This is a genomic window from Shimia sp. R9_3, from assembly GCF_017743755.1.
In the GTDB taxonomy this organism is placed as follows: Bacteria; Pseudomonadota; Alphaproteobacteria; order Rhodobacterales; family Rhodobacteraceae; genus Shimia.
This window is the reverse complement of sequence record NZ_JAGHRP010000002.1, coordinates 598,929-615,433: the sequence shown is the minus strand read 5'-3', so window position 1 is coordinate 615,433 and position 16,505 is coordinate 598,929. Positions and strand designations below refer to the sequence as shown.

14 protein-coding genes are annotated in these 16,505 nt (G+C 59.7%); 3 read left to right on the top strand and 11 right to left on the bottom strand.

Annotation, left to right across the window (positions count from 1 at the left end; all coding sequences use genetic code 11):
- Nucleotides 1-5: 5 nt before the first annotated feature.
- The 8 genes from J7412_RS07420 to J7412_RS07385 all read right to left on the bottom strand — a co-directional run bounded on the left by J7412_RS07420 (nucleotide 6) and on the right by J7412_RS07385 (nucleotide 8,827).
- Entirely contained in the window at nucleotides 6-551 is a 546-nt protein-coding gene (locus J7412_RS07420) for a sarcosine oxidase subunit gamma (protein WP_209078075.1), read from the bottom strand.
- On the bottom strand, nucleotides 544-3,471 hold the full coding sequence (locus J7412_RS07415; RefSeq protein WP_209078074.1) for a sarcosine oxidase subunit alpha family protein: 2,928 nt from the start codon (nucleotides 3,469-3,471) through the stop codon (nucleotides 544-546). Before J7412_RS07415 ends, J7412_RS07420 begins: the two co-directional genes overlap by 8 nt.
- Complete coding sequence (locus J7412_RS07410; protein ID WP_209078073.1) at nucleotides 3,468-3,755, bottom strand: sarcosine oxidase subunit delta; 288 nt, start codon at nucleotides 3,753-3,755, stop codon at nucleotides 3,468-3,470. The genes J7412_RS07415 and J7412_RS07410 overlap by 4 nt, the downstream gene beginning before the upstream one ends.
- Nucleotides 3,752-4,297, bottom strand: a complete 546-nt coding sequence (locus tag J7412_RS07405) for a hypothetical protein (RefSeq protein ID WP_209078072.1) — start codon at nucleotides 4,295-4,297, stop codon at nucleotides 3,752-3,754. Before J7412_RS07405 ends, J7412_RS07410 begins: the two co-directional genes overlap by 4 nt.
- 38 nt (nucleotides 4,298-4,335) lie before the next feature.
- Nucleotides 4,336-5,592 carry a sarcosine oxidase subunit beta family protein gene (locus tag J7412_RS07400; protein ID WP_209060765.1) on the bottom strand — a complete coding sequence of 419 codons (1,257 nt, stop codon included), beginning with the start codon at nucleotides 5,590-5,592 and terminating at the stop codon, nucleotides 4,336-4,338.
- A gap of 153 nt (nucleotides 5,593-5,745) precedes the next feature.
- Entirely contained in the window at nucleotides 5,746-6,639 is an 894-nt protein-coding gene (locus J7412_RS07395) for a hypothetical protein (RefSeq protein WP_209078071.1), read from the bottom strand.
- 156 nt (nucleotides 6,640-6,795) lie between these two features.
- Entirely contained in the window at nucleotides 6,796-7,392 is a 597-nt protein-coding gene (locus J7412_RS07390; RefSeq protein ID WP_209078070.1) for a DUF6151 family protein, read from the bottom strand.
- A 4-nt stretch (nucleotides 7,393-7,396) separates the two neighbouring features.
- Nucleotides 7,397-8,827, bottom strand: coding sequence for a Glu/Leu/Phe/Val dehydrogenase (locus tag J7412_RS07385; RefSeq protein WP_209078069.1), 1,431 nt, complete (start codon nucleotides 8,825-8,827; stop codon nucleotides 7,397-7,399).
- A 327-nt stretch (nucleotides 8,828-9,154) separates the two neighbouring features.
- Between J7412_RS07385 and J7412_RS07380 the strand changes: the two genes are divergently transcribed.
- Genes J7412_RS07380 through J7412_RS07370 form a run of 3 tightly spaced genes read left to right on the top strand, consistent with a single transcriptional unit; the run spans nucleotide 9,155 to nucleotide 12,111 of the window.
- On the top strand, nucleotides 9,155-11,002 hold the full coding sequence (locus J7412_RS07380; RefSeq protein WP_247743802.1) for a Tad domain-containing protein: 1,848 nt from the start codon (nucleotides 9,155-9,157) through the stop codon (nucleotides 11,000-11,002).
- Nucleotides 10,999-11,535: a TadE/TadG family type IV pilus assembly protein gene (locus J7412_RS07375; RefSeq protein WP_209060773.1), complete on the top strand. Its 537-nt coding sequence runs from the start codon at nucleotides 10,999-11,001 to the stop codon at nucleotides 11,533-11,535. Before J7412_RS07380 ends, J7412_RS07375 begins: the two co-directional genes overlap by 4 nt.
- Nucleotides 11,536-11,538: 3 nt before the next feature.
- Complete coding sequence (locus J7412_RS07370) at nucleotides 11,539-12,111, top strand: TadE/TadG family type IV pilus assembly protein (protein WP_209078068.1); 573 nt, start codon at nucleotides 11,539-11,541, stop codon at nucleotides 12,109-12,111.
- Between the two features lie 39 nt (nucleotides 12,112-12,150).
- Here J7412_RS07370 and J7412_RS07365 read toward each other — a convergent pair whose 3' ends face one another.
- The 3 genes from J7412_RS07365 to J7412_RS07355 form a co-directional block, all read right to left on the bottom strand.
- The gene (locus tag J7412_RS07365) at nucleotides 12,151-12,648 is read right to left on the bottom strand and encodes a hypothetical protein (protein WP_209078067.1); all 498 of its coding nucleotides are present in this window, start codon (nucleotides 12,646-12,648) and stop codon (nucleotides 12,151-12,153) included.
- Nucleotides 12,649-12,724: 76 nt separating this feature from the next.
- Nucleotides 12,725-13,768 carry an aldo/keto reductase gene (locus J7412_RS07360; RefSeq protein WP_209078066.1) on the bottom strand — a complete coding sequence of 348 codons (1,044 nt, stop codon included), beginning with the start codon at nucleotides 13,766-13,768 and terminating at the stop codon, nucleotides 12,725-12,727.
- Between the two features lie 163 nt (nucleotides 13,769-13,931).
- Nucleotides 13,932-16,307, bottom strand: coding sequence for a PAS domain S-box protein (locus J7412_RS07355; protein WP_209078065.1), 2,376 nt, complete (start codon nucleotides 16,305-16,307; stop codon nucleotides 13,932-13,934).
- Nucleotides 16,308-16,505: the final 198 nt, after the last annotated feature.

Below are 16,505 nucleotides of genomic sequence, written 5' to 3'. Positions count from 1 at the left end.
AGAGATTACCCCCGTGCTCCCAAGCTTTCCATCGCTGTTATGAGCTCGTGAACCAGGGTTTTGGCCATCGAGCGGAACGCCATGATCTGAAAGCTGCTGTCGCCGACCCGCGTGATCGACACGGTCATATGCCCCAAAAGCGTGCGCACAGTATGCCCGCGCTTAAAGCTCTGGGGGCGCAGGTCCACCGGCACAAGCCGTGCCAGCACATCGGCACCCTGCTCTCCTTCCAGTCTCACAACCGCCCAGGCGTCGCTCTGATCGGTCACCGCCGCGAGCCCGCTCAGATCCGCCGCCAGCGCAGGCCCCATCAGAAAGGCCTGCCCGCGTCCGCTCCAGATCAGCCGCTCGCCAGCCCGTCCCGTGCTGCGGTTTGGCTTGGGAAAGCTCAGTTTGTGCGCCACCATAAGTGCCTCATCAACTGCTGCTGCCTGCCCCTCCAGTGGGGCAATCGAGGTGATATGCCTTGTCTCAGCCTCTTCAATACGCATGTCGCCAACCCGTTTGGGCAGCAGGCCTTCACAGGCGGATTTTGCTTTCAATTCAATCACGCAACCGCCCTCCATCAGCATCAAAAAACACCGGATCACAGACCTTACAGCGCGCCGTCACGCCCCGCAGATGATCCACCATCATCACCTCCTCACCATGACGCGCGCGCCCATTGCGCAAAAACGCCAATCCAAGGAAGCTTTCCAGCGTCGGCGAATAGCCCACCGAGGTGGTGTAGCCCTGCTCGTTTTGCCGCACAGGCTCCGCCTCAGGCGCAAACAGATGCGCCCCCGCCGTCAACTGCTTCACCGGCCCCACCGGCATCAGGCCAACCAGCTGTTCACGCTCCTCGCCCCAAAGCCCGGGCCGCTCGCTCATGGTTTTGCCGATACAGTCTTTCTTCTGGCTCACCATGCGCTCCATGCCGATGTCAAAGGCCGTGACCCGGCCGTGAATTTCCGCATGGGTGATAAAGCCCTTTTCAATCCGCAGCACATTCAGCGCTTCCATGCCATAGGCCCCGCCGCCCAGCGCCTCAGCTTGGGTCAGGAGCGCGTCAAACAAGCTGGCACCATAGCGTGCTGGCACCGCGATTTCATAGGCATGCTCCCCGCTGAAGGAGATCCGGAACAGTCGCGCATCAACCCCGCCAATCTGCACGGAACCGCAGGCCATGAAGGGGAAAGCGCTCTCCTCCAACGGCGCATCCAGCACCTCATTCAGCAAAGCGCGCGCCTTTGGTCCGGCCACCGCAAACTGCGCCCATTGCTCTGTGGTGCTGATCATCGCCAGATCCAGCTCGGGCCGCAGACATTGGTGCACATATTCCAGATGGCGCATCACCGTGCCCGCAGCTGCGGTCGTGGTGGTGATCACATAGTGGTTTTCCCCCATGCGCGCGCAGGTGCCGTCATCCATCACCGTGCCATCTTCGCGCAGCATCAGCCCATAGCGCACGCGCCCCGGCTTCAATGTGCTCATGGTGTTGGTGTAGACAAAATCCAAAAACGCAGCCGCATCAGGGCCTTGCACGTCGATCTTGCCCAATGTGGAGACATCGCAAATGCCCACCGCGTTGCGCACCATCGTGACCTCGCGATCACAGCTTTCGCGCCACTTCACCTCCCCGGCGTTTGGGAAATAGCTCGGGCGATACCAGAGCCCCGCCTCTATCATCGGGGCCTTGGCCGCGACGCTGGCCGCATGGCTGGTGGTGAAACGCTCCGGCGCAAAGCCTTTGCCCTGCGCCCCTGCCCCCATGGCCGCTATCGTCACCGGCACGAACGGCGGGCGGTAGGTGGTGGTCCCGGTTTCAGGAATGCCCCGCCCGGTCACATCCGCCAGAATGGCAAGTGCGCCGATGTTGGAGTTCTTGCCCTGATCAGGTGCCATGCCCTGCGTGGTGTAGCGCTTCATATGTTCAACAGACTGGAAATTCTCCTTCGCTGCCTGCTTCACATCCTTCACGGTCACATCGTTCTGAAAATCAAGCCAGGCGCGTCCGCTGCCCGCGACGGCCCAATGGGCCTTCAGCGCGTAGGGGGCATCTTCTGCCTCCGGTGTTGCCACCTCAGAGGCATCAAGCCCCAGCTCCGCCAGCACATCGCGCGCCGCTGCCGCGCCTTCTGTCAGCGCGCCATGGGTCGAGAATGTCCCCTGACAGGCCCCCGCAGTGCGCAATCCCGGGATCGCCCCGGGCACCGGCACAAAGCTCTCAATCTGGCGGCTCCATTCCGGCCGCCCGTTCATATGACAGGTCAGATGCAGCGTCGGGTTCCAGCCGCCGGACACCGCCAGACAATCGGTGCGAATTTTTTCCTCACCGCTTACGGTGCGATAGGTGATGCTTTCCAGAGCCCGCCGACCGCCTGCGTTGCAGACCTCAGCCCCCGGGATCACGCTATAGCCCTCGCCCTCCGGCCCGTCATGGCGCGTATCCAGCACCGCCGCCACATGCGCCCCGGCCCGGATCAGATCGCGCGCGGTGCGGTGACCATTGTCGTTGTTGGTGAACAGGGTGATGGCCTTGCCCGGCGCCACGCCATAGCGGTGCAGATAGGTACGCACTGCCGCCGCACCCATTATCCCAGGACGGTCATTGTTGCGAAAGGCGATGGGCCGCTCAATCGCACCGGCACAGAGCACGGCCCCTTTGGCCACGATCCGCCAGAAACATTCGCGGGGTTTGTCGCTGCGCGCAGGCCCGTCCACGATCCGCTCCAACGCGCCGTATGTGCCTTGGTCATAAGCGCCCGTCACCGTGGTGCGTGTCATCAGCCGTACGTTGGGCATCGCCGCCAGCTCCGCCACCGCCTCTGCGGCCCACGCCGCGCCCGGCATGCCGCCGACCTCTTCGTCCTCACCGTTGAGCCGCCCGCCCATGTGCATATCTTCATCCGCGAGGATCACATCGGCCCCCGCGCGCCCAGCGGTCAGCGCCGCCATCAAACCCGCAGGCCCCGCGCCAATCACCAGCACATCGCAGAACGCATAGGCTTTCTCATAGCGCTCTTCACAGTTCCGCCCACTCAGCGCGCCAAGCCCCGCCGCGCGACGGATCATCGGCTCATAAAGCCGCTCCCAAAAGGCGCGCGGCCACATGAAAGTCTTGTAGTAGAACCCCGCGCCCAGAAACGGTGCGGCCAGATCATTCACGGAGAGCAGATCCATTCCCAGTGTCGGCCAGCGGTTCTGGCTGAAAATCTCCAGCCCCTGCCGCACCGGGATCATTGTGGCGCGCAGGTTGGGCTCCTGTCTGGATCCTCGCCCCAAGGTGACCAGCGCATTGGCCTCCTCAGAGCCTGCCCCCATAATCCCGCGCGGCCGGTGATATTTAAAAGAGCGCGCCACCAGCTTGATATCATTGGCCAAAAGCGCCGAGGCCACGGTGTCGCCTTCAAAGCCGCTGACCGGTGCGCCGTCAAACTGAAAGGTGACCGGCTTGTCGCGGTTGATCTGCCCCTTGCCCGCAATCCTCATGCTTCCGCCTCCTCTTGGAGCGCCTGTTTGGCGTCGCAGGCCAGCGTCACATCGTAGATCTCATGGGTGATGGTGTTGCGCCGCACCACAAGCCACGCCCCACAGCCCGCCTCATGCTGCCACAGATCGCGGGTCTCCCCCGCCGGATTTGCGCGGTTGTGCAGATAATCATCCCACACCTCATCGCTGGCCTCCGGCGAAGGCCGCTGGAGCGCCACCGCGTCCCCCATATAGTAAAACTCGCGCCGGTCACGCGCGCCGCACACTGGACATGTCAACCTCATTTGCTGTCCCCCGTATCGCTTGGACCCTCTTGCGGCGGCACCCCGTCACGCACCAGAAGGGCACGTACGCCCGCACATTGGCGCGCATCAGCGCGGTAGAGTTTGTATTTGACCGCTTGGTCCGGTTTCTCCGCCAAATCTGCCGCGCCACCACAGCTGCCGGTTTGGCCAACCATAAAGTAATTTGTCTGAATGGTGATGGCGTCGCCCGTGTCCCGTACGACTTGGAAACGGCCTCCGTCACAATCGACCACGCAGGTCGGACCACCTTCAAACTCATAGCACAATGCCGATTGATCCAGCACCTGCCCCGCATGGCGTGTGCCTGCCACATGCCCTTGCGCGGCAAACCGGACCTGCATCATGGCAGATTTGTTTTCAAACTGATTTTGGTACACCCAAAGCTGCATCCAATCCACAACCTGCTGGGGTTGCGATGCCAAATGCGCGTCGGAGTAGTCCCGCACATAGCAGCCCTCAGGCAGCCCATCCGCCAATGCAGGTCCAGCCAAAAGCGCAGTGGTCAGGGCCATCGTTTTCATTGCAGTCTTCATTGCTGCCCCCTCAGTATCAAAATATTTCAGTGCAAATTGTGCTGAGAGCCTGTGCCCTCTTCATCCATGATCCCAACCCCGGTGCGGAAGCGATCGAGCCGGAACTTTGCCGCCACCTCATGGTGCTGATCCGTGGCCATCAGATGCGCCATACACCAGCCAGAGGCCGGCACCGCCTTAAAGCCGCCGTAGTTCCAGCCGCAGTCGATATAGAGCCCCTCGATGCCCTCCATCTTGTCGATGATCGGAGAGCCATCCGGCGTCATATCCATGATCCCGCCCCAACTGCGCAGCACCTTGGCTTTGCCGATCATCGGCATCAGCGTCATGCCCGCCTCCATGACATGCTCTTTCATCGGCAGATTGCCGCGCGCCGCATAAGAGGCGTAAAAATCGAGATCCCCGCCAAAGACCAAACCGCCCTTGTCGGACTGGCTGATGTAGAAATGCCCCATGCCAAAGCTGATCACATGGTTGATCACCGGCTTCAGCCCTTCGGTCACAAAGGCTTGCAGCACATGGCTTTCCACCGGCAGACGCCGCCCCGCCATCGCCGCCACCTGGCCCGAGCGGCCCGCAACGATGATCCCCACCTTCTTGGCACGGATCGCGCCGCGCGTGGTCTGCACACCTTTGACAACGCCGCCTTCGATATCAATGCCGGTGACTTCGCAATTCTGCACCAGATCGACACCGCGGTCTGACGCCCCGCGCGCATAGCCCCAGGCCACCGCATCGTGGCGCGCGGTGCCGCCGCGCGGATGGTACAGCCCGCCGTAGATCGGGAACCGCGCCTGTTTGAAATCCAGATAGGGCAGATGTTTGCGCACGCCTTCACGGTCGAGCAAGATCGCATCATCGCCCTGATTGACCATCATATTGCCGCGCCGCACAAAGGCATCGCGCTGCCCGTCACTGTGGAACAGATTGATCAGCCCACGTTGGGAATGCATCACATTGTAGTTCAGGTCTTCTTCCAGCCCTTCCCAGAGCTTCAGGGAGTGGGAGTAAAACTCGCTGTTGCCCTGCAGAAAGTAGTTCGCGCGCACAATCGTGGTGTTGCGCCCCACATTCCCGCCGCCGAGGTAGCCTTTCTCCAGCACGGCAACATTTGTCAGCCCATGGTTCTTGGCGAGGTAATAGGCAGTGGAAAGCCCGTGCCCACCACCACCGATGATCACCAGATCATATTCCGGCTTGGGCTCCGCATCCCGCCAATGGGCCTGCCAGCCCTTATTGCCGCGCAAACCTTCCGCGAGCACTTTCAGCCCTGAAAACCGCATGATCCGCCCCCCTGTTTCGTCACATCTCTCTGGCGCACAATACCGCCGCTACAAGCCAAGACGTGTCTCTGCGCACACATCCTCAGCCCGCATGAGCGTACCATGCGGCGCAAGATTTTTGATTGCAATCAAGGATGTCCTTACTGCGACGTTTCAGAACGCCAGCGACACAGCAATGCCCAGCAATGGCGCAGTGTCATAGCTCTCTTTGCGCACCGTGGCGCCGGCGGCATTTTCCACCTCCAGCTGCCCGTCAAATTCCGCTCCGGCAAAGACCGCAAAGTTCATCGAAGGGCGTGGTTTGTAGTTCAGGCTCACCACCACCGGCACGCTTGTGTCTTCGCCCGCGCCACCGGGTGTCGCACCGCGATCTGACAGCGCAAAGCGATTGCTCTCCCGCCGCGCCGAAAGCGTCACCCCCCAGTCGTCATCCAGAGCATAGCGCAAAGACAGCCCCGGCCCCTGCGAGGCTCCAAGCGTCGGCCCTGTTGTGAGGCTGAACCGGTCAGAGATTTGCCAGTCAAGCAGCAGAGCCGGGAAGACATCGACATCCTCACTACCCACGCCCTCAAAAGCACCGATGGCGGGGCCAATCGTCAGCCGGTCATTCAAGGACCAGCTCACACCGGCAAAGGCCCCTGCCGTCACGCCGTCATCCAATCCGGCACCGGTTTCTGCGCGCTCCCGCAGCGTTGGCGCCACAAACCAGTTCATGCCATTGCGGTTGCGCCCTGCAAAGGTCAGCGACAGGCTGTTCTCCCGGATGCGCCCCCAGGGGGCCGCTGTGTCAAAGTCATAATCGGTCTGCCCAAGCGTGGCTGACAGGCCAACACTCAAACCGTCGGCGCGCCGGTTAAACGACCCGAGCCGCAGATATCCGCGCTCCGCCGCAAACGCGCTGCCGGAGGACAGATCAGAGTCGCCTTGTGAGAGATAAGCACTTTCAAGCTGAAACACCCAACCTTCCGGCGCGGCCTCGTTGCCCTGCGCAAACGTCTGAGACGCCAAACAGGCCACAACGGCAATGGTGCATGTTGCTCGGATCATTTCAGGTCACAGTCTCCATAAGCCCTTTAAAGGCTCTACGCATGGTTCAGTACGAAAGATCAGTCTGCTTGGTTTAGGATAGCACAGTATCGCTAAAATACTAATAAAAGCGCTAAATCCTGCGTGAACACAGCGAGCGGTGCCTTGGGTATGCCTTCACGGCGTGGCGGATTTGCGCTCTTCTTTGGTCAGCACACGGGGTGTCACCACAGGCGCACCGGCCATGTCAAACAGGGGGGTCTGCTTTACCTGCCCCCGCATCAAAGCGCTGAAGTGGCGGGCCAGCACCTGAAACCCCGCACGGTTGAACCCGTATTCGCGCAACCGCTCCGCACCCATGGGCGCATCCTGCGTGCGCACCACCGCAATCACCTTGCCAATGGCCTTGGAAACCTCAGCCCCCTGCATCGCCGGAACCCAGATCCCGACAAAGGCCAGCTTGGTGTGCGGCAGGCAATTGAACAACGGCGTGTCACAACACGCCGCATACCAGCGCATCAGACCTTTGGGCGACAGTCGCAAACAGGCCAGATGCTCTTCCCCCTTGATGATCTGCAAATGCGCAGGAGTGGTTTGGAAAATGTCGCTGCCGCCGCGCGGCAACAACTGATCTTCTGCGCCCAGCACGCGCGCGGCGGTTTGGCAGTCCGTGCAGTGACATTGCACATGTGAGCCCATACGCGGGCTCACATCTTTGAGTACGGCACCAAACCGGCCGCAGCGGCACCCGATATCCAGATCGACGGGCGCCATGCGCTCAGAGACCCTTCGCGCGGTAGCTGGCAGCCACCTTCTCGATCGAGACAAGATAGGCGGCGGTGCGCAGATCTTCCACGTCGTCCCGAGAATGCCAGACATCCCGCATGGACTGATAGGCAATCCGCATGGTGTCATCCAGACCAGAGCGTACCAGCTCCAGCTCACCCGCCCCGCGCAGATACTTCTGCTTGAAGCCATCGGTGAGCTTATACTGACCGCCCAGCGCGGCACTGATCTGTTCCAGCTCATCCACAACAAGCTGGTGACGCGCCTCTTCCTGACGACGCTGCATCCGGCCAAAGCGGATGTGACTCAGGTTTTTGACCCACTCAAAGTAAGACACGGTCACACCACCGGCGTTGGCATACATATCCGGAATGATCACGGTGCCTTTCTTGCGCAGAATGTCATCTGCCCCCGCGGTGATCGGACCGTTGGCGGCCTCGATGATCAGCGGAGCCTTGATGTTGGCTGCGTTCTCAAGGTTGATGACCCCTTCCAGCGCCGCAGGCACCAGAATGTCACAGTCTTCTTCAAGGATCGCCGCGCCGTTCTGGGTATAGCTCGCATCCGGGAAGCCGGACACACCGCCGTGCTTGGACAGCCACTGCTGCACCGCATCCACATCAATGCCATCCGGATTGTGCAGCGCGCCGTCGCGTTCGATGATGCCAATGATCTTGGAACCATCTTCCTCGCTCAGGAATTTGGCGGCGTGATAGCCCACGTTGCCAAGCCCCTGCACAATCACGCGCTTGCCGTCCAGAGATCCGGTCATACCGGCTTTCTTCACGTCAAGCGGATCACGGAAGAACTCGCGCAGTGCATATTGCACGCCACGTCCGGTGGCCTCGACCCGGCCGGAGATGCCACCCGCGTTGAGCGGTTTGCCGGTCACACAGGCCCGCGCATTGATGTCCGTGGTGTTCATGCGGGCATATTGGTCCGCCATCCAGGCCATCTCGCGCTCACCGGTGCCCATATCCGGCGCCGGAACGTTCTGCGAGGGGTGGATCAGGTCGCGCTTGGCCAGCTCATAGGCGAAACGGCGCGTGATCTGCTCCAGCTCATGTTCATCATATTTACGCGGATCGATCCGCAGGCCGCCCTTGGAGCCGCCAAACGGCGCTTCCACCAGCGCGCATTTATAGGTCATCAACGCCGCCAGCGCCTCAACCTCATCCTGGTTCACACCCATTGCAAAGCGGATACCACCCTTCACGGGTTCCATATGCTCGCTGTGAACTGACCGGTAGCCGGTAAACGTCTGGATCTGGCCGCGCAGGCGGACACCAAACCGTACCGTATAGGTCGCGTTGCAGACCCGGATCTTTTCTTCCAAGCCGGGCGGAAGGTCCATCAGAGCAACCGCTCTGTTGAACATCAGGTCGACACTTTCCCGAAAACTCGGTTCTTGAATTGTGCTCATCTTTTTCCTCCCGACAAGCAAACGACTGCGACTCACCGTCACACCAATCGACTTAATCAAGAGTTAGGCGATAAGTCGGCCCGTGACGATAGAGGAATCCATGTCACAGTTGCGTGTCAGGGATGTTTTCAGTTCGGAAACAGAACACCGGTCAAATCAAAGACTGTATCCAAACCCTTACTGAAAAACAAAAAAACCTGCCTCAAGGCCGCATTAACCACCCGTTTAGGCCCCAATTCCGCCCCAATCTGCTTGGATAAGATCCTTGGCGCAAACCGCAACTTCGGTGGGAACTCCATTTTGATGCGTCGATACGAGGTGAGTAATATGAAACAGTTTACAGTCCGCAAACGGCGCACCAACAGTCCAGGTCCAAGTGCCGGAAATCTGGGGATAATCACCCGTTTCCGCAAAGAGGAAGACGGCGTGATGGTCGGATTCGCCGTTGTGCTGGTCATCATGATGGTGATGATTGGCGGCCTGGGCGCCGACATCATGTTGGCAGAAATGAAACGCACGCGCCTGCAGCACACGCTGGACCGCGCCGTTCTGGCGGCCGCCGACATGGATCAGGAACGCGCGCCCGATGCGGTGGTCGAAGACTACTTTGACAAATCCGGCGTCGAATATGACAGCGTTTCGACATCTTCAGAGATCACGCTGAACCACCGCAAGGTTAGCGCCTCCGCCACCGTGCCCACGGTCCTGCGCAACAGCCAGGTTGGCGCGCGCTTCAAACGGGCCTGGAACGGCGACGGCGAAGCCAGCGGCTCTTCGGCTGGAGAGGGCTCCGCTGATCAGCTCACCGACGCGACCAGCAGCACGCAGGATATCGGCGAAATCACCGTTTCTGCGACCGGCACCGCGATCGAAAGCATCGGAAACATCGAAATCTCCATGGTTCTCGACGTGTCCGGTTCGATGAACAGCAACAACCGCCTGACCAACCTCAAGATCGCGGCTCAAGAGTTCATCGACACAATGGATGACAACACCGAAGACGGCACATTGTCTGTTTCCATCGTGCCCTACGCAACGCAGGTGTCCATTCCTGACGAAGTCATGGCAGAGCTGAACACCACGGGTGAAAACGCCTATTCCAACTGCGTGAACTTCACCAGCAGCGATTTCAACAACACGGAAATCTCGCCGACGGCCACGTACCAGCGCACCATGCACTTTGACCCGTGGTATCGCTATGACAACCGCGATGCGACGCCGACACCGGTGAACAGCTTGCCTGTCTGTGAGTTTGACAGCGGCCGTGAAGCCATTGTGCTGGAAAGCGACCGCACCACGCTGAAAAACTACATCTCGGCCCTCACCGCCCGCGGCAACACCTCGATCGACGTTGGTATGAAATGGGGCACCGCTCTGGTGGATCCGTCCTTTGAACCAATTGCGGCCAACCTGATCGAAGGTAGCCACATCTCCAGTGGTTTCGCAGATCGCCCTTATGAATACGGGACCAACGAGTCCCTGAAGGTGGTGGTTCTCATGACTGACGGTCAGAACACCAGCCAGTACTATATCAGAGACGACTACCGCTCAGGCGAGTCCAATGTCTGGTACAACGAACAGGAGGACTTCTACTCCGTCTATGTTGGCCAGGATGTGAACGACCAGGACTACGACGGCATCACCTCAGAGCCGCTGTTCTACTGGCCCTCGACCTATGAGTGGAAGAACTGGGCTTACGGTGAAGGTGTCTATGACAAGACCGAAACCAGCTGGGAATGCAGATCATACTACTGGAACGGTTCTTGCCGCCGCTATCGCCAGGTCACCACGACAGTTACCGTGAACGAGCCGGGCTCTGCAGAAGTCATCACATATCCTGACCTCTGGGCCTACACGACGAGTTCTTGGATCGCGGAGTATCTGTACCGCCCCTTCATGGGCTCCAACGCGGCCTACAACGACTGGCACTACGGTGTGCGCAGCTCCTTCAAAACGTCCCAGAAAGATGCGCGGACACGCGAAGTCTGTCAGGCGGCCAAAGATGCGGGCATCATCGTCTTCACCATCGGCTTTGAAGCGCCTTCAAACGGTCAGGCCGTGCTGAAAGACTGCGCCAGCTCCGACAGCCACTACTTTGATGTGAACGGTCTGGAAATCCGCAATGCCTTCGCAACCATCGCAACATCTATTCGCCAGTTGAGGTTGACCCAATGATCCGGAGACTTGCAAATCTGCCCCGCGCGTTCCGTCGCGATGAAGACGGCAGCACCACAATTGAATTTGTCATCATGGTGCCCTTCTTTATCGGTCTGTTCCTCTCCTCTGTGGAGCTTGGCCTGATGACCCTGCGCTACTCCTATCTGGAGCGCTCTCTGGATATGGCGGTGCGCGACATCCGCCTCTCCACCGGGTTCACCCCAAGCCATGACGAATTGGTTGCACAGGTCTGTGAACGGGCCTCCATCATTCCAAACTGCGAAAGCAACATGAAACTGGAAATGGTGACCCGTGATCCGCGCAACTATGTGTCTATGGATGAAAACACCATCTGCACCGATCGTTCCGAAGCAACTCAGCCGGTCACCCGTTTTGAAGATGGCGCCGAAAACGATCTGATGGTGCTGCGCGCCTGCGCCAAGGTCACACCTATCTTCCCAACGTCGATGATCGGATCGGCGCTGCACAAAGATGACGCCGGTGATTACGCGCTTGTTGTCATGAACGCCTTTGTTCAGGAGCCTCGTTAAGCCATGAATATTCCATCTGTTTTCCAGCTCATCCGAGATTTTCGCAAAGACACGCGCGGCAGTGTCGCGGTGGAGACCGTGATCATGTGGCCAGCCCTGTTCCTAGCGCTGATGGCCATGGCCGTGCTGTTTGACGCTTACCGCGCACGCTCCACCACGGAAAAAGCCGCCTTTGCGGTGTCTGACATGCTGTCACGGGAAACCGCCGCAGTGGACTCCAGCTACATTGACGGTGTGCACACCCTGTTTGAGGAAATCTCCACCCTGCGTGGCGAGCAAGAAATGACCGTGAGCCTGGTGTCTTGGGACTCAAACACCAACGCCCACGATCTGGAATGGTCGCACAGCACGCTGCCGTCGCGCACCCTGACCGATGCGGACCTGCCCGAGCTTGGTGAGAACCTGCCAACGCTGGTGCCGGGGGAAAGCCTGATTGTGGTGCAAACCTTTGGCACCTACGCACCGCCGGTGATCATGAAACGCTGGTGGGGCGATGATTGGGACGGCTTCCCGATGAACACCTTCGTGTTCACCCGCCCCCGCTTCGTGGCCAACCTCGCCTGGAACGGCGCCTGATCCATAGGCAGCTCAGTGCAAAACAATTTGAAAGGCGGCTCAGATCTCTGAGCCGCCTCTTTCTACCAGCAGCGCTTCCAAGATCTGCGCCATCGACTTGGCTTCGGAGCCGGGTGTGACCCCGCCAATGCCAACGCGCTTCCCCAGAGCCCACCACAGGCCCGGCTGCCAACGGCGGGGGCGCGAGGTTTTCAGCACCACTGTGAACCCGTTGGACGGTTTCAGATCAAACATACCGCGCTTCACCGCCGCAATATCGTCCAGAGGGGCAATCACCTCGCCACTGTCGGTCGCCATCCCTGCGCGGGTGAGCTGAATGGTGTTCTCCGTTGCCCGCCGCGTGCTCTCCGCCAGCCACAAAGACAGCACGCCCAAGACCAGCAGGAAGACCTGCCAGATCAGCGCAGGCGACGTGGCCAGCGCCAAATACACAAGCAAGCCGCCCAACAGGGCCAATGTGCCAATGCCAAACACCCGGCGCGGGCCGGAGGCACGGATTGTGGCCAGCACTTCGGTTTCATCAGTTTGAGGAAGCATCTTCTCAGTCATCCTTTGTCAGAAACGCAGCCCCCAAAATATGTGAGTGCTGGGGGCTGCGTTTCAAAATTGGTGTTTAGTAAGGCATCGGGTGCGCGCGGTTGGCCGCGTTGATCTCTGCCAGAACCTCATCACTCAGCGTCACCTCCGCGCCTTTGAGCAGATGCTCCAGCTGCGGCAGCGTGGTGGCCCCAAAAATCGAGGAACACATGAACGGGCGCTGCACCGTAAAGGCCATCGCCATATGCACCGGATCAAGCCCGTGTTTGGCCGCAATATCCAGATAAGCCTGCACCGCATCGAAGACCCGCGGGCTCACGCGCCCGCCCAGATCCCCGTTGATCGCCTTGCGCGAGCCTTCCGGTGTCTGACCGTTCTGATACTTCCCGGTCAGCAAACCGGTCGCCAGAGGGGAAAACGCCAGCAGCCCCACATCTTCGTTCAGGCACAACTCCGCCAGATCGGTGTCAAACATCCGGCACAGCAGCGAGTATTCATTCTGGATCGAAGCCACACGCGGGGTGCCTTTCTCCTCAGACAGGCGCAGCCACTGCGCGGTGCCCCAAGCGCTTTCATTGGACAGGCCAAAGGCGCCGATGGTGCCGCGGTCGACCTCCGCCTGCAGCGCGTCCAGCACCTCCTCCATGTTTGCCAACGTCTCGGCCTTGTTCTGGGCGGACGGGTCATATTCCCAATTCTGGCGGAACATATAAGAGCCACGGTTGGGCCAATGCAGCTGATAGAGGTCGATATGCTCGGTTTGCAGGCGCTTCAGCGATCCTTCCACCGCCGTGCGCACCGACGCGCCGGTGATCGGCGCGCCATCGCGGATGTGCTTCACCCCTGCCCCGCCGTGTTTGGTGGCCAGCACCCAGGCATCCCGGCGTCCGGTCTTGGCAAACCATGTACCGAGAATTTCCTCGGTGCGCCCCTGCGTCTCCGCGCTAATCGGGTTCACCGGATAAAGCTCGGCCGCGTCAATGACGTTGATGCCATGGTCCAGCGCCATATCCATCTGCGCATGGGCGTCAGCCTCATCGGTCTGGGTGCCGAAGGTCATTGTGCCAAGGCAATATTCAGAAACAGAGCGGCCCGTCCGGCCAAGCGGGTTCATTTTCATGGGGGGATCCTGTTGGAAATCGCGTTGGCGCGACATTAAGCCTTGGCGCGCGGGTTTCAAGGGGCGCAGGCTTTCTGCTCCTGCAAAGCGCGCCGGCAGGCACGCGCTAAGAAGCCGCGCGTCCTGCCGCAAGTGCTCTCATGTTCTGCTGCGCTGCCCGCCCTTAGGCGCTGATGCTGCCTTGCTGCACCAACGGCGCGTCGCCCGCGTCGCTCTCGACCCGTTCCAGAATGGCAGTGATCAACGCCTTCTTATTCACCGGCTTGGAAATATGCGCATCACAACCCGCATCCTCCGCCTGCTGGATATGTTCACGCATGGCATTGGCCGACAGCATCAGGATCGGCATGCGTGGCAGGCGGCGTATTCTCTCCTGAACCCGGATTTCCCGTGTCGCTTCAAGGCCGTTCATCTCCGGCATCATCATATCCATCAGGACCACATCCGGCTTCCAGGAGTGATACAGCGCCACCGCCTCTTTGCCGTTGTTCGCAAAGGCCGTCTCACAGCCTGTGACCTTCAACAGCAAAGCGACGATTTTCTGGTTCGCCTTGATGTCCTCGGCAATCAGAACCCTGCGCCCCTTCAGGCTGCCGGCGAATTTCTTGGCTGGCGCTGATGCGACCAACTTGGGTTCTGCGGGCTGTGCCCGCCGCAGCGGCAGCTCCACAAGGAAGGCACTGCCTTCTCCCGGCGCAGACACCACCGACAGGCGGCCACCCATCTGGCGCGCAAGAGAGGAGCTGATCGACAGGCCAAGCCCGGTGCCGGAGTAGCCCTCAGTGCTGCTTCTGCCCTTTTGGTCAAACCGGTCAAACTCATCCGTTTCGGTGCGCGTCGGAAAGCCCACGCCGGTGTCTTTCAGGGTGATTTCCAAAGAGGCGGTTTCGCAATCCGCCACACAACGCAGTCGCGTCGTGATCGCCCCCTTGGACGTAAACTTGACCGCATTTGACGCCAGATTGGACACGATCTGACGCACCCGCATATCGTCACCCAAAACCGGAATGCTGGCCTGCGGGTCAATATCCACATGAAAGGCCACACCTTTGGCCTGCGCCGCCTCCGCATGGGGGGCCACCGCGCGTTGCAACATGTCCTCTGGCGAGAACGGCTGGTTCAACAGCTCGCTTTTGCCCGCTTCGATCTTTGAAAAATCCAGAATGTCCGACATCTGGCGCTCCAGCACCTTGCCGCTGTCAAAAATCATCTGGATGAGTTTCTTGTCCTCTTCAGACAGGCCCGGCTTGTCCAAGAGCCCATCCGCAACGCCGACAATCGCGTTCAGCGGCGTTCTGATTTCATGGCTGATGTTTGCCAGAAACGCCGATTTGGAGAAGCTCGCTTCTTCGGCGGAGCGTTTGGCCTCATCCAGCGCCTCACGCCGCTCCACCTCTGCTGTCAGATCATGGCCTGAGGCAATAATCAGCGTTCCATATACGCGGCTCTGCCACTCGGTGTGGCGCACATTGCCATGCCCGTCGATCAGCCTCAGACGCGCCGGATTTGGCACATGCGGGTCAGGAGGCGATTGCTGGAAGTTGGGCACTTCGCCGTGATCTTCGGGCTGCACAAACTCCAGAATATCCCGCCCGATCAGCTCTTTCTCAGTCTTATGCACCAGCTGGCAGAAAGCATGGTTCACCTGCTGGATCCGCCCCGACTGATCAAAGATACAATGCGGCGCCATGGAAACGTCAAAGAAGTTTGACACCAGCTTGGAGGCTTCCACGCGCTCGGTCACATCAAAGCGGATCGAGAGGTATTTCTCCACTTTGTCGTCTTCGCCGCGGATCGGATAGATCAGCGTGTCCACCCAATAGAGCCGCCCGTCCTTGCGTCGGTTGCAAATCTCTCCTCGCCAGATCTGCCCTTTGGAAATGGTCTTCCAAAGATCGACAAAGAAGTCTTTGTCATGTTCGCCGGAATTCAGAATGCGGTGGTCCGCCCCGATCAGTTCCTCTTCGGAATACCCCGAAATATCGAGCAGCTTTTGGTTCACGCTTGTGATCCGGCCCCGTCGATCCGCCGTGGCGACAATCGCCGCCTCATTGAGCGCTCTGCTCGCGTGCTGCAGCTCCAGAACAGACATCCCCTGCGGCGAGCTCAGATGCCGGGGCGCTTCAGTACCTTCCTGTTCTTCAGATATCTCTCTGAATGACCCGGCAATCGCGATCACCTTGTCCCCGGAATATACTGGCGCACAGACAGCCTGAACCCACAGTTTGCGGTTCCGCGCGGTGACGATCTGCAGCGTCCCATTCCAGGGCGTCCCTGCCGACAGCACGAGATCAAGCGCCTTCTGCACCCCCTCACGATATTCCGGCAGGTAAAACTCAATCGCCTTGCTCAGATCCGGCTCAAAATCCGGGGCCACCTCATGGATCTGCTTGGTCTTCTCGCTCCACCAGAGCGCCTCTCGCTGCAGGTCAAGACACCAATAGCCAACACCCGTGGCCTGCTCCATCGCCTGCATTTGGACTTTTTGCATTTGAACGAGAACCGCAGTGTCGCTCTGCTTTGCAATGAAGTCTTCCATTGATTGTGTCTCCTCGCCAAATCATCCGGCGTACTAGCCGATCCGCAGGGCGGCGCACATAGAACAATCAGGAGAGGAAGAAAATAGTTTAATGTGACTCTTAGATAGTTTTTTAGGCGGTAATCGGCCTGATTTCCGACGCGCGCTGCGCCCCGTCAAAAACCCGCTAAGCGCGCGTAGAAACGTATAGCGCTAACG

Bases quoted from the DNA above. Each gene is read 5' to 3' on its own strand.
- J7412_RS07415 (WP_209078074.1), bottom strand. From the start codon at position 3,471: ATGAGGATTGCGGGCAAGGGGCAGATCAACCGCGACAAGCCGGTCACC.
- J7412_RS07410 (WP_209078073.1), bottom strand. From the start codon at position 3,755: ATGAGGTTGACATGTCCAGTGTGCGGCGCGCGTGACCGGCGCGAGTTT.
- J7412_RS07405 (WP_209078072.1), bottom strand. From the start codon at position 4,297: ATGAAAACGATGGCCCTGACCACTGCGCTTTTGGCTGGACCTGCATTG.
- J7412_RS07400 (WP_209060765.1), bottom strand. From the start codon at position 5,592: ATGCGGTTTTCAGGGCTGAAAGTGCTCGCGGAAGGTTTGCGCGGCAAT.
- J7412_RS07395 (WP_209078071.1), bottom strand. From the start codon at position 6,639: ATGATCCGAGCAACATGCACCATTGCCGTTGTGGCCTGTTTGGCGTCT.
- J7412_RS07390 (WP_209078070.1), bottom strand. From the start codon at position 7,392: ATGGCGCCCGTCGATCTGGATATCGGGTGCCGCTGCGGCCGGTTTGGT.
- J7412_RS07385 (WP_209078069.1), bottom strand. From the start codon at position 8,827: ATGAGCACAATTCAAGAACCGAGTTTTCGGGAAAGTGTCGACCTGATG.
- J7412_RS07380 (WP_247743802.1), top strand. From the start codon at position 9,155: ATGAAACAGTTTACAGTCCGCAAACGGCGCACCAACAGTCCAGGTCCA.
- J7412_RS07375 (WP_209060773.1), top strand. From the start codon at position 10,999: ATGATCCGGAGACTTGCAAATCTGCCCCGCGCGTTCCGTCGCGATGAA.
- J7412_RS07370 (WP_209078068.1), top strand. From the start codon at position 11,539: ATGAATATTCCATCTGTTTTCCAGCTCATCCGAGATTTTCGCAAAGAC.
- J7412_RS07365 (WP_209078067.1), bottom strand. From the start codon at position 12,648: ATGCTTCCTCAAACTGATGAAACCGAAGTGCTGGCCACAATCCGTGCC.
- J7412_RS07360 (WP_209078066.1), bottom strand. From the start codon at position 13,768: ATGAAAATGAACCCGCTTGGCCGGACGGGCCGCTCTGTTTCTGAATAT.
- J7412_RS07355 (WP_209078065.1), bottom strand. From the start codon at position 16,307: ATGGAAGACTTCATTGCAAAGCAGAGCGACACTGCGGTTCTCGTTCAA.